This window comes from Bradyrhizobium prioriisuperbiae (assembly GCF_032397745.1).
Classification (GTDB): domain Bacteria; phylum Pseudomonadota; class Alphaproteobacteria; order Rhizobiales; family Xanthobacteraceae; genus Bradyrhizobium_A; species Bradyrhizobium_A prioriisuperbiae.
Genome location: NZ_CP135921.1, coordinates 6,108,889 through 6,122,002, shown reverse-complemented (window position 1 = coordinate 6,122,002; position 13,114 = coordinate 6,108,889). Strand labels below are relative to the sequence as shown.

Sequence of the window (13,114 nt, the reverse complement as noted above, 5' to 3'; positions counted from 1 at the left end):
TCCAACGTCCAGTGTTCAAATTCTCTCTACGGCGAGGCGGCAGGCGCGACCGCAACAAGCCGGCCTGCCGCCGGCGCCAGCGCGACCGAAGGCGCCTCGACGAAGACGTAATAATTGCCCGGCACGGGCATGGTGATTTCGGCCGCATACGCGCCGTCACCGAGCGGCCTCGCAATGCTGCGCACGGCGCTCTGCCCAGGGATGGCAAAGGAAAGGATGCGCGCGTCGCTCACGCCGTTCATGGGCGCGCCGGTCTGCGGATCGACAAGGCGGAATTGCAGGGCGAGCGGCGCACCGGCACGCGGCGTGCCGTTCAACGCAAGGTCAGCAACCCGCGGTGTTGCCGCCGTGCCGTCACCGCCTTTGGAATCCTCATCGATACGCACCTCGAAACACTGCACGAGCCGCGGCGCGTCGATATAAAGCACGACGTCGTAGGTGCCCGCGCGAGGCAATCGGCCAACCGTGCGATAAACGCCGGGCTCGGCCTCACGCAGGCGGCGATCGAGGATCTGCACCGCGCGCGGCTCGCGGCCGTAGGTGGTGAAGCTGCCGGAGGGCGCGGCCATGCCTTCGCGATAAAAATAGATGGTGCGCTCGCCTGGGCTTGCGATCATCACGCCGTCGCCGCCCGGCACCGGAGCCATCACATCGGCGCGCGCCGACGCGCTCATGGCGCCCAGTGCCAGCTGCCCCATGCCGACGCTCATTGCGCTTGGCGTGCGCCCCTCGATGCCGATCTGGTCCAGCGGAAACGCATCGACGAACTCGCTGGCGCGCCGGCGGATGTACACGACGTGATCGGAGAAGCCGATGGCGTCGGGCTGGCCGGCGACCGGAAAACGCTGCACGATGCGATCAGTCGCGGTATCGAGCACCACCACCTCGCCCGCTTGCGGGCTGGCCGCGAGCAGGAAACGCTCGCCCGGCGCAAATCGCAGCGCGGTTATTCCGCGCGGCCCGTCGATTGTGGCTGTCGGCGCCGATGGCGATGCGCTGACAGTCGTCAACTTGCCGTCCTCCGCGGCCACGTAGGCTCGCCGGGCCAGCGCCGAATAGGCGAGCACGGTCGGCCGATGGCCGGCGGGTACGGTGCGTGCTATCCGCTTGGCTGCGAGGTCAATGACACTCACGGTGTCGGCCCCTGCATTGGTCACGAAGGCAACCCGGCCCTCGTTATCGACAACGATGTCGTGCGGACCGGCACCGGTGGCGATGCGCGACGGCGACGTAGTCGGCGTGCCGAGATCGACAAGGGCGAGCCCGTTCTCCGCTTCGTTGCCGCCCGAAGCTGCCCGATAGGACGCCAGCAACGTTCGCCCATCGGGCGTGAGCGCCAGTCGCGTGGCACCGGGCACGTTGACTTTGCTCCTGATGCTCCAGTCCCGGGTGTCGATCAGCGCAATCTGATCGACGGACGGCTGCGCCACCGCCAGCAGGCCCTGGTCCGGTGTCAGCGCCCAGTCGGTGGCGTTGGCGTCGAAGGTGGCGAGATCCAGCAGCCGCGATCCGCCAAAGCCGATCCGGGGATCGATCACCGAGACACTGGCGTCGCCGCCGAGCGACAGAATGTAGAAGGCGTTGAGGTCGATGGCCGGCACCGTCATGCTGGCGCCGCGCACGAAGGCCGCCGCGATGCGCCGGCAGCGACGCTCGTCGAGCGTGTCGCCGGGTGCATGCGGCACCAGCCAGGCCGCGGGCTTGGCGCCGCGCAGCGGCGCGTCGTTGCCCATGGCGAGCTTGAAAGCGAACGCGGCATCACGACCAGCCGATGGCGCTGTCGCCGACGTCAGCGCTGACAGCGTGAAGCTGATGCATACGCCTGCAGATTCGGCTTGCTTCTCGGTCTGCTCGGCCCGCGCGGGTGTGGCGTCACCCCACGCAGCCAACTGCAGCAGCGCAAACGCAGCGGCCATGGATGCGGACCTCAGCCGCTCCCCTCGGGGGATCACTGCAGTTGCCCAACATGACGCCGGTTCGGAACCCTCGGGCGCGGCCGCAATGGCGGCGGCACTGGCGCCGCCGCTGCGACGAAGTCCGCCGCCAGTTGTGGCGCACGGCGCTCCCATTGGGTGACACCGCCGTTCGGCGAGCTCACCTCAACACGCACCGGCTCCTTGTCCAGCACCACCTCCCAGCGACCATCCGCATTGACTGATGTGGTCATTGCCGCGCCATCAATCTTGAGCTGAAGCTGTGAGGCCTGGACCCGTCCTATCGCCGATCGCGCGGCGGCCACAGTGACATGACCCGACACCGCGAACTTGCCGCCGTCAGCGGGACCGGCGCCGGTCACCGCGACCGTGTCGGGGAAACCGCCGGCAATCGGCCCGACGAGAGGCGCCACGCGGAACAAGCCCCAGAAACCGACCTGGAACTGATCCGCGGTCCAGGTGCGATAAATATAATCCCCCGCCACCTTGGCGGTGCCGCCGGCTGACGGGATCACCACGTCGAAATGCGAACTCACGCCATAGCCGCTGGTGACGCCGAGCATCGGCGAGGCCTTGTTGTCGCCGATCACGGTGGAGTTGTTGAGATAAGGCTCGGCTTGCCAGACATGACCGCTCAGCTCGAACACCTGCTGATTGTCGCCGTTGCCGCCGGCGTGCAGCAGGCGGAAACGCACGGGCATGCCGGCGGGCGCACGGAAGATCGGCGTCTGCGGCTCACCGCCGACCAGCACGTTGGCGATATACTTGCTGGTGTCCACATCGGCCCAATTGACGCTGCCAAGCGTTCCGAGATTGGCGGCGGTCAGGTTCGACCAATCCTTGACCGCCGCGGTCAGCGCATTGGGATATGTCTCAAGCAACTCACCGTAACGATAGATCGCGGGCTCGGTCCGGTAATTGATCGCCGACAAGGCATTGCCGGCGGCATAGTTCGAGCTGCCGTTGAGCAGAATGTCGACGTCGTCCTGGCCGATCACCACGAAATCGCGGAACGACGAGCCGTCGTCGAGAAACACCGTGGCCGACATATGGCTGTCGGGATCCTCGACCCAGGTCGAACCGGCCGGCTGGACCACGAGCCCGCCGAACAGGCCACGATAGGGATGATTGAGCGGATCCGCCGGCATCAGATTGAGCGCGCCGAACTCCACCGGCGTCGCCTTCGGCACGCCGCCCGGGCCGGCTTCGATTGTGCCGGCGTACCAGGTGTAGGTTCGGTTGTATGTCGGTGCCACGGTGCTGACCGTGTTCTCACCGACATTGATGCCGTTGTCGCTCTTCACGTCGAACGCCAGCAACTGCGGATGCAGACCGACATTGGTCGACGGCAGCAGGTTGATGGCCTGATACGGGTTGGAATACGGAATCCCGACCCGGGCGCCGGGAATCGCCGTCGTGAAGGTCTGAGCATTGGTGTCGACGCCATTGGTCAAGGTGACTTCCACCACGTCACCGGCGGCCACCCGCAACACCAGCGGCTCGACCTTGATACCGCGCTTCAACAATCCGCCGGGTACGCATGCGGCCGACGTCGGCTGGCAGAGATCCTCATTGCGCACATAGATGATCGCCATGGGATCGTTCAGCACTTCGTTCGCAGCAAGACCCGCCTTCAGGGTCAGGCCACGGCCATTGTAAGTAAGGGCAGTCCCCTGCCCGAGCGCCTGGCCGATGGTCAGCGCCGTGACGGCGAACTGACGCTTGCAGGGAACGCCGCGGTCGCACTGCGCGGAGACCGCGGGTGGCGTGAACGGCAGGCTGGTCGGCGCCGGATTCGACGGCAGCGGCTTGAGATCCGGTTGCGCCGTGGCATGGGCGCGCAATAGCCCCCACATCCCGTTGGTCATGCCCTCATAGGACGCGCCGGTGCTGTAGAGATAATCGCCCGCGCGCGGTGGCTTGACATGCAGTTCGAAATGCTCGCTCAGCAATGTCAGCTGGCTCTCGCGCCAACCCGAGTTCGGGTTGTACGGCTCGAACTTCCACGGCAGGCCGTGGGTGATGACATCGTGCATGGTGGTGAAGCCGCCCGCCAGCAGCCGGATCTGCACCGGGTCCTGCGGATAGACGTTGAACAGCGGCGTGTACGGATCCTCGCCCTTCATGCCGCTGCTGATCGGCAGCCTGGGATAGGTAAAGCAGGAGTTGTCGGTGCAGGCCGGATTGATCTTGCCGCCGGCATCGGGCTGCTTGGCGAAGGCCGCATTGCGGCCGGGGATCGAGGCGTAGGACCACGCCGCATCGCCGGCGCGCGGATCGGTCGCGTTGTTCAGACGCAGCGGCAGCGGTTCGTTGCGATAGTTCATCGAGAACGTGCCGGAGCCGAAATCGGCGATCACCAGCGGCTGCGCCGCGCCGGTGACCGGCGACGCGGCCGGATTGACCGCGTTCGCGGTGTCGGACCAGCCGGTGTATGTGCCGGGCGCGACCGGGACACAGCCCGGCGCGGTCGGACCGGTCGGATAACAATCGGGCCGGGTCTTGCTGATGTTGTTGTAAACCAGCTGGGTATCGGCCCACGCCAGCGCGAACTCGCGGTAACTGGTCTCCGGGCTGCCTGATGGAGGCAGGATGCTGGCGGCATAACTGGTGGGACCGCCGTCATCACGCCCCTGCCCCAGCAGCGCACCACCCGGTGTTGTCCAGGTCGAGCCCCTGGGCTCGATCAGCAGGCCGCCGTAAAGCCCGGCTTCCTGATGGGTCGATGGAGAGAAATGATCGTGCGTGAACACGGTCATGTAGGAACGCTCGCGCTGAAGATCCTTCAGGGGATCGACGTACCAGAGCCGCACGGTCGCTTGCGCACCCTTCCAGTCCTGGCTGTCCTTGGTCGGGCCGTCGCCGAGGGCGGGGATTGCCTTCGCGGTCTTCGGCACGCGGTTCGCTCCGGGGGGACAGGTTTTCGGCACATCGATCAGGCCGGGCAACGGCTCGCACATGCCGCCGAACTCATTGATCGCCTTGATGCGGTCGCGCACCTCCTGCGGACTGAAGGTGCCGTCCTCGTAATTGAATCCATTGGCGGCGCCGTCGGCCGCCAGTACATCGAACTTCACGAGATGGATGTGCTGGCCGATGATGTCGGTCGGCGTGCGCACCTGATAATCGTCGAGCTCGTAATAGGACGGCACCAGGTTGGTCTGCCAGTATTCGACCAGTTCGCCATTGTTGGCGCGGACGAACAGCGGCTCCGGCGGCTTGGTGCCATTGACCAGCGGCTTGACGTCATCCCACAGCGCCATCATGCGCTGCTGCGGATAGTGCCAGCCGGCCTTGTTGAACACCGTGTCGATCTGCACGTCGGCGCCTTTGTACAGGCGCTTCTGCACCTTGGTATCCTGCGGCGTCGGATTGGCGAACGGTGCGCCGGAGGCGCGCGGCGCGCCGGTCAGGCGGAATTCGGCGGGCTGCCCTTCCGGCGTGATGCTGCGCTGGAAACGCTGCTCATGCGCCTTCATGGCCAGTTGCTCGACCACGGTGCCCTGCTCGGGCAGCCGCAGCGCATCGATCAGATCGAGGTTCTTGGTGTAATCAGTCTGGCTGTGCACATTGGTCGCGACCCGGCCAGCCATCACCAGATGGCGCGGCAGGCCGCCGTCGAGCACGTCGCCCTTGTCCTGCGCAAACGCCAGCGGCGGATGCGGCGGACGATGGCCGGCGAGGCCCGGCACAAAGAACGGATAACCGGGATTGCGGTCCGGCTTCTTGGCAAAATGCACCTGGCCGTTGGCGATCTCGACCGGCGCCGGCACCGGCGCCATCGCGTACATCGGCAGCGGCAACACCGCCGGCGTCGGCGTGCCCGTCATGATCTCCGGATCTGGCAGCGCGCGGCTGCCCGGCTTCGGCCGCCCATTGGCATCGAGCTCGGTGCCAAGTTCAAGCGTGTCGTGCACCCGAAACAGCGCCCACATGCCCGAGGCGAAGTGTGGATAGAAATGGCAGTGGAAAATGGAATCGCCGGCGGTCAGGTTCTGGTTGCCGGCGCCGTAATAGACCAGCTCCATCGAGAAAGTCGAACCGGGCCCGATCGCTTGGCTGTCGAGATAATTGCTGCCCGGCTGCTCCGGCGAGAACAACCACTGATGCGCATGATGGTGGTGGACGTGATGGACCGACACGCCGGCGTGCAGCACACGGAAGATCACGTGGTCGCCGAGATAGCTGTGATAGACGTTCGACGGATCGTCCGGATAGAACGCCTTGGTCGGCTTCAGGCCCGGCATGTCCGCATTCTTGCAACGGGTGGTGCCCCAGCTCTGCGACGTGGTGGTCGGCGGGTTGGAGTTGGGCGTGACGGCGGACACGCCGATATTGGACAGCCAGTTGTCGACGCAGTTCAGGTTGGCCGGCACATCCACCACGACCCCGGGATCGCCGTTCGGCCATGAGCTCAGGAAAAACTCCTCGAACTTGCATTCCGGACAATCGGCGGACGGGCCGATCTTGAGCCGGTTGGCCAGGATCTCGTTGACGATGCCCGAGGCGCCGTAATTGATGGCGAAGCCGTCGCCGCCGCCGCTGACCACAAGATTGGTGCCGGGCGTGGTGTAGTAATCCGGAAACGCCTGAACCAGATCGAGCGACTCCGAATAGATCGAGGTGATCTCGCGGAACGGCGCTTCGCGATCCGGCAGCAATGTCGGATTGACGGTGGGACGGCTGCCCTTGGGGAAACGGCCATGGTTCGGCCCGGTGATGACGGCAGTGAGGTCGGACGCGACGATCGTGTCGCCATCGGTCATCCGCAGCACCGGCTGGCCGCGACGCGGGCCGTCGCGGAAGCGCGCGTCATAATCGATGATGGGCTGGCCGTTGCGCGATCCCCGCGTCGCCTGCATCAGGTCGGCGTTGGAGACCTGGCTGCGATACCACTCGGCACCCTTGGGCTCGACATGCACCGCACCGAACAAGCCAGCCATCTGCTGGGACGTGCCGAAGCCGTTGAAGTCGCCGGCCGGGCTGTACATCAGGAACGTGCCCTCGGCGGGGGCATACAGCGTGTAGGTGCGCCACGAGCTCTGGGCGACCTGGCCGTCGGGATTGCTGCCGGCATCGAAGCCGTCATCAGCGATGTTGGTGGCGGGCTCGAGGCCCGTGACATGGATCGACGCGGTGCGGGTGACCGGCTGCTGCGGACTTGCGGGAGCAGCGCTGAGAAAATTCCGGAAATCGATCTTCAGGCAATCGCCGACATTGACGCGCAGCACCAGCGGGCGCGGACGCTTGTCGGACCGAAGCTGGACATTGCCCGGTCCAAGCTTCTGTGAGGCATCGATCGGAACGACATCGCCGAGCAAAGCGTAGATCATGCCCTGCGGCCGGTTGGTGCCCAACCGGTTGATCATCATCGGCTGATCGAACGCGACGACACTCGCCTGCATGGTGCGGCGCTGGCCATCGCTGCAGACGGCGTCTGCGGCCGACGCTGAACTTAGACTTGCCCCTATCCCTGCAATTGCACTCAGCGCGATTGTAACCAGCAGAACAAATCGGTCCGACAAAAACGCGGCCATAGACATGGCTCCCCGCTTGCCGGGGACGCCACATGCCAAACGGCTGCGGTTTGTCGCCCCAGGTGCAACTACAGGTTAGAGTTCTAAAAGAGGTCTAAACCGGAAAGTCCGCCCGGCGCGGTGACAAAAATCACGTGTTGAGAAGACAATTTAGATAAAATCGCGGGTATTCCAGGCATCGCCCCGCACAAACAAAATCCCATAGGCCAAACAGTTTATGAAACAATAAACCACAACTATAAGTTATAGTTGTGGCGAGAACAAGCGGTAGCGCAGTCACGTGACATGCGTCGTCTCACACCGCGCAGATCCACAAGTTTTTCTCCAAAATGCAACCAGCAAGGCGACGCCCGACGGGAGCGCCTCAGCTCTTCACCGCGCCCGCGGTCAGCCCGGACACCATGTAGCGCTTGAACACATAATAGATGACGACCGGCGGCAGCGAGTAGACCAGTCCCGTCGCCATCAACAACTCCCAAGGCGAGTCGTCCGCCGCCAGGAAGTTGCCGAGCGCCACGCCCAGCGTGATGTCGGTGTCGCGCGACAACAGCAGGAAAGCATAGAGATATTCGTTCCAGGCGAGCAGCAGGGCGTAGGTGCCGACCGCGACCAGCGACGGCACCATCAGCGGCAGATAGACCAGCCGGAACAGCTGCCAGGGCGAGGCGCCGTCCATGGTGGCGGCCTCGTCGAGTTCGAAAGGCAGCTTGTCGGAGGCCTGCTTGAGCACCCAGATCGCGTAGGGCGACGACAGCGTCACCATGGCCAGGATCATCGCCCAGTGGGTGTTGAGCAGGCCGTAATTGCCCATGGTGCGATACATCGGCACGGCAAGGAACGCCGCCGGAATGAAGTAGGTGAACAGCGCGAGGTTCATCACCATCGCCCCGCCCCTCACCTTCAGCCGGCTGATGGCGAACGCCGCGAACGTGGCGATGAACAGCGTGATGATCCCGGTCGCCGCAGCGATCACGAACGAATTCCAGAACTGCAGCCAGAAATGATGCAGATAAAAGTGCTTCTGGCCGAACACGATGGCGAAATTGTTGAGGGTCGGCTCCTTCGGCCACAGCGCGCCGGACATTGCGCTGTCCTTCGCCGAGAAGGCGAACAGCATCATGTGGTAGATCGGCGCCATGGTCCACAGCAGCACCGGGATGCCGATCAGCAGCAGCTTCGCCTCGGTGGTGATCTTGTGCCAGAAGGCCTCTCGTGCGACCGCGCTCATTTGGCCAACCGTTTCATCATGAAGTAAATCAGGGGAATGACCAGCGGCATGGCGCAGACCACCGCCGCCACCGACATCTCGACCTGGTCGAGCCGCAGATAGCGCAGCCCCAACGTGGCCAGCACATGGGTGAGATCGGCGGGCCCGCCTCCGGTCAAGAGATACACACTGTTGAAGTCGCCGAGCGACCACAACGTCGACAGGATCAGGCAGGTCAGCCACAGTGTCTGCAGCGACGGCCATGTCACGAAGCGGAATTTCTGCACCGTTGTGGCTCCGTCAACATCGGCGGCCTCATAGAGGTCGTTCGGAATCGCCAGCCGCCCGGCAACCAAAATCAGAGTCCAGAACGGCAGCGATTTCCAGATGTGTACAACCATGGCGAGTGCCAGCGCCAGCGTCGGATTGTTCAGCCAGTTCGGCCCGTCGTCGCCGGTCAGGGTAAAGATCGTGTGGTTGATGATACCCCACTCCGGATTGAGCATGAAGCGGATCGACAGGATGGTGGTGATCGATGGCACCGCCCACGGCAGGATGAAGATCAGCGCCAGGATCTTGATCCACCAGCGGTCCTGCACGAAGAAATCCGACAGGAACAGCGCGATGATCATTTTCAGCGTGATGCCGACGCCGAGGAAAATCACCGTGTTGATGACGGTGCGCAGGAAGATCGGATCGGCCGCAAGCTTGGCATAGCTCGCCGGATTGCGCGCCAGCCACAGGCCGTAACAGACCGGATACAGCACGAACACCAAGAACAAGATGACGTACGGCACGATCATCATGAGGCCGAGCTTTTCCGCCGGCGTCATCCGCGACAGACTGAATCGTCCCTCGGCTGTGTCTGGGGGAGCGGCCGATGCCAGCACGGACATGGGTGTGCCTCTGCGTGTGCGGCGGGCAGTCCCGCCTGGTGATCCGGAAAGGAAAGCGAGGCGGCGCGCGCCGCCTCGCCCTTCAAGAGCCTAGTTGGCGATCGCCTTGATGCGGGCAATCATTTCATCGACCGCCTTGTCTGCCGGCATCTTTTCGTTGACCACGCGGTTCATCGCCACCGCCCAGACATTCTCGTTGTTGACGACGGTGAACTTGTAGTTCTTGGTGAACTCGAAGGTCACGGTCCCCGACTTGAACTGGTTGTAGACCGACTTGCGGTGCGCATCCGCCTGCCAGAACGGACTTTCCTGCCCGCTCTTCGTCACCGGGAACCAGCGGCCAAGCGATCCCTCGACATACGGCTTCAGGTTCTCATCCTGCAGCAGGAATGTCACGAACTGTTTGGCCACCGCCTTGTTCTTCGAGTTCGAGAAGATGGCACCGACCTTCACCGCAGCGCGATAGACCATCTTCGAACCATCCGGCTTGTTGGGGAACCCGGCGGTCGCGATCAGTTCCTCATAGTTCTTCTTGGCTTGTGCCCGCTGCTCCGGCGTCAGCGACTCGTTGTTGCTGTCGTCGAGCCACTTGCCGGCGATCGAGATGGTGGCGTTGTGGGTCAGCACGATGGAACGGTTGTGGAAGGCGACGTTGTTGTCCGGATCCTTCCAGCTGGTGGCCGACGGCGGCGCGCAGCCTTTCAGCGCCGGCATCACATAACTGTTGAGCGCCTTGACCAGGCCTTCCTTCACCTTGGGATCGTCGACCAGGAGCTTGCCGTTGTCGTCGACAAGCTTGACGTTGTAGGCGTCCATGAAGGTCAGGAACGAATAGAAGGAGTCGCTGGAGTCCACGCCCATCGGCACGCCGATGCCGAAGATGCGCTGCCCGGTGGCCTTGCGCACGGCCGGCTGCACCTTCTCGCACCAGAAATTCCAGTAGTCGTCCCATCCGGTCGGAATGTCGGAGGCCTTGATGTCGGCTTTCTCCAGCATGTCCTTCCAGTACTGGATATGCATGGTCTGCTGCTTGATCGGGAACGCGTAATAGGCACGCGTGTTGGTCTTGCCATTGAGCAGATAGGCCGTCTCTAGGGTGTTCGGCGCGAACTTGTCCTTGAGCGGCGCCATGATATCGGAGATGTCTTCGAGCTTGCCGTCGAACGCCCACTTGCCGGCGACCTGGAAGTCGTAGACGTCCGCATAGGCCACGTCCGGCGGGGTGCCGGAATCCAGCGCCGCGACGGTCTTCGGGATCATGTCCTGCACGGGATACTGCGACAGCTCGACCTTGTGGCCGGTCTTCGCCTCGAAACCCTTGATGGCGTGGTTCAGCGCATCGTCTTCGGCCTTGTAGAAGCCCTTCACCCACCACACCGTCAGCGTGTCCGCCGACGCCGGCGCGGTCGATGACAGCAGAGCCGCCGCCAATCCCGCCGCAACCATACACTTCATGTGAGACCTCCCCATTCCAGTCCTCCTACAGTTCTTGATTTGGATTTTTGATTTGATTTGCGTTTGAATCGCATGCCGCGGCGCAAGCGCGCCGCCGGCCAGATATCGGTCGATCGTCCGCGTCGATCATGTCGCAAACCACGCGTGCGTGCACGATGGAAACTGTCGCATCGGCCTCTCCCCTCGTCCATCTCAGCCCCGGCGTTATCCGCCGTGTTGCTTGTTAGCTGTCATATAGGCGGACAGTAGGATTGTCTAGCGTTCGCAGATCGATGTATGTTCGCCCTCGCCTCACATGTTGGGGCGAGCGCCGATGCGCACAGATAAATAAGAACGAACGTGAGGAAAAATCCGGTGGAGCCGATCAAGGCCGTGAGCCTGGTGGACCAGGTCGTGGACCGCGTGCGGGATCACATTGTGGAAAACGGTCTTGGCGCCGGCGATTTTCTCCCAAGCGCGCAGGAGCTCGGCGCGATCTTCGGCGTCAGTCGCGGTGTCGTGCGCGAAGCCCTCACCCAGCTCGAGGCGGTCGGCATCGTCGACATTGCCAATGGCCGACGGCCGATCGTGCATCGGCTGGAGCCCAATGCGATGGCGCGGGCCTTCGATCATGGCCTCGCGACGCGGCAGGTGACGTTCCGACATATCGGAACGTTTCGCCGGACCGTCGAATGCGAAGCCGCGGTGCTCGCCGCCAGCGAACGCACCGACGCGCATCTGTGCCGGCTTGACGTGGCGATCGAAGGCCTGCGCGGCAGCCTGCAGAATCCCAAGCAGTTCCTGGTCACCGACTTCGAGCTGCATGCAGCCATCGCGCAGGCGTCGGGCAACCCGCTGTACGCCATCACCACCGAAGCGCTGACCATGTCGATCAAGAGCATGATCTATGACGGGCTCTGCTCGATCACGTCGCTGGCCGAATGGAAGCAGATCCTGAAAACCCACGAAGGCATCGTGCAGGCGATCCGCAACCGCGACGCCATCAAGGCGCGCAAGATGATGACGCGACATTTCGACGAAGCGCTCAACCGCGCCGCGCTGTACTGACGACAGCTCAGGTCATGACGCCGCGACGGCGACCACGATCGCCTCGGCGCAGTGCGCCACAAACCGGTACGAGTCCATAGCCCGCTGGATGTATGACAATGGCGAGCGCATCGAGAACCGGCGCTTCTGCGTTACGGAATAACCGCCGGCCGACAAAAGCTTTGGCCAAGTTCGCTTCAGCGCTCTCCGCCATCGATCTGCTGGCCGATAATGGCGATGGCCTTCTGATAGACCGGCGCGGCATTCCAGGCCTGGATCGCGGCAAAGTTGCCGTCGCCGGGCTGATAGCCCCCGCCCGCACGCCAGCCATGGCCTCGCAGGAAATTGGCCGTCGAGCTCAGTGCGGTGCTCGCATTGTCGAGGCTTCCGCCGGTGCCATAGGTCAGGATGTTCTTGGGCAGGAATTGGGTATGGCCGACCTCGCCATGCATCGAGCCGCGAGTGTTGGCCGAGAAGACACCCCGGCCGACCAGGGTCAGGGCTGCATTCAGTTGGTCGGTGAAATACTCCGATCGGCGACAGTCATAGGCGAGCGTCGCCACCGCGGACAGCGTGTTCTGATTTCCCCGCGAGCGGCCGAACCCCGTCTCCATTCCCCATATGGCCAGGAGCGGGCCTGGCGGAACGCCGTAGCGCTGCTCGATGGAGGCAAACATCGCCGCGCTGGATTGCTTGAGCGACCGCCCGCGCGACACGATGGCAGGGCCGCCGCGCCTGGCAAGAAACTGGTCCAGCGACAGCCGCATGCTGTGCTGGTTGCGGTCGGCGGCGATGGTGGCGCTGGAATACGTCGTCCCCATCAGCGCGGCGATGGCAGAAGCGCTGGCCCGCCCCCGCGCTTCCGCGGCGAACTGCTCCTTCCACGCCTCGAAGCCGGCCGATGTACTGCCGCACTGCGCGGCAACCGCCTGGCCGATCATCCCAGCAAGCGCCACAAGGACGGCCGCAGAGATCGTTTTGAGCTGCCAACCCCTGGTCATTCCAAGCCCTCCGCGCGATCCGCGTCGGACGCGGTCACCGCCCCTGCCGACGCAACCG

The 13,114-nt window shown here is 63.9% G+C and carries 7 protein-coding genes; 1 reads left to right on the top strand and 6 read right to left on the bottom strand.

What is annotated here, in order from left to right:
• Window positions 1-26: 26 nt before the first annotated feature.
• From RS897_RS29020 to RS897_RS29000, 5 genes are all read right to left on the bottom strand, one after another.
• Complete coding sequence (locus tag RS897_RS29020; RefSeq protein WP_315832135.1) at window positions 27-1,916, bottom strand: YncE family protein; 1,890 nt, start codon at window positions 1,914-1,916, stop codon at window positions 27-29.
• Between the two features lie 32 nt (window positions 1,917-1,948).
• Window positions 1,949-7,339, bottom strand: a complete 5,391-nt coding sequence (locus RS897_RS29015) for a hypothetical protein (RefSeq protein WP_315832134.1) — start codon at window positions 7,337-7,339, stop codon at window positions 1,949-1,951.
• 496 nt (window positions 7,340-7,835) lie between these two features.
• Window positions 7,836-8,699, bottom strand: coding sequence for a carbohydrate ABC transporter permease (locus RS897_RS29010; protein WP_315832133.1), 864 nt, complete (start codon window positions 8,697-8,699; stop codon window positions 7,836-7,838).
• Entirely contained in the window at window positions 8,696-9,574 is an 879-nt protein-coding gene (locus RS897_RS29005; RefSeq protein ID WP_315832132.1) for a carbohydrate ABC transporter permease, read from the bottom strand. Before RS897_RS29005 ends, RS897_RS29010 begins: the two co-directional genes overlap by 4 nt.
• A gap of 90 nt (window positions 9,575-9,664) precedes the next feature.
• Window positions 9,665-11,029: an ABC transporter substrate-binding protein gene (locus tag RS897_RS29000; protein ID WP_315832131.1), complete on the bottom strand. Its 1,365-nt coding sequence runs from the start codon at window positions 11,027-11,029 to the stop codon at window positions 9,665-9,667.
• Between the two features lie 354 nt (window positions 11,030-11,383).
• Between RS897_RS29000 and RS897_RS28995 the strand changes: the two genes are divergently transcribed.
• The gene (locus RS897_RS28995) at window positions 11,384-12,076 is read left to right on the top strand and encodes a FadR/GntR family transcriptional regulator (RefSeq protein WP_315832130.1); all 693 of its coding nucleotides are present in this window, start codon (window positions 11,384-11,386) and stop codon (window positions 12,074-12,076) included.
• A 176-nt stretch (window positions 12,077-12,252) separates the two neighbouring features.
• Here the strand turns inward: RS897_RS28995 and RS897_RS28990 are convergent, their stop codons facing one another.
• Complete coding sequence (locus RS897_RS28990) at window positions 12,253-13,056, bottom strand: lytic murein transglycosylase (protein ID WP_315832129.1); 804 nt, start codon at window positions 13,054-13,056, stop codon at window positions 12,253-12,255.
• Between the last annotated feature and the right edge of the window lie 58 nt (window positions 13,057-13,114).

Excerpts from the sequence above, each read along its gene's own strand:
- RS897_RS29020 (WP_315832135.1), bottom strand. The coding sequence starts at position 1,916 with ATGGCCGCTGCGTTTGCGCTGCTGCAGTTGGCTGCGTGGGGTGACGCC.
- RS897_RS29000 (WP_315832131.1), bottom strand. The coding sequence starts at position 11,029 with ATGAAGTGTATGGTTGCGGCGGGATTGGCGGCGGCTCTGCTGTCATCG.
- RS897_RS28990 (WP_315832129.1), bottom strand. The coding sequence starts at position 13,056 with ATGACCAGGGGTTGGCAGCTCAAAACGATCTCTGCGGCCGTCCTTGTG.
- RS897_RS29010 (WP_315832133.1), bottom strand. The coding sequence starts at position 8,699 with ATGAGCGCGGTCGCACGAGAGGCCTTCTGGCACAAGATCACCACCGAG.
- RS897_RS29015 (WP_315832134.1), bottom strand. The coding sequence starts at position 7,339 with ATGCAGGCGAGTGTCGTCGCGTTCGATCAGCCGATGATGATCAACCGG.
- RS897_RS29005 (WP_315832132.1), bottom strand. The coding sequence starts at position 9,574 with ATGTCCGTGCTGGCATCGGCCGCTCCCCCAGACACAGCCGAGGGACGA.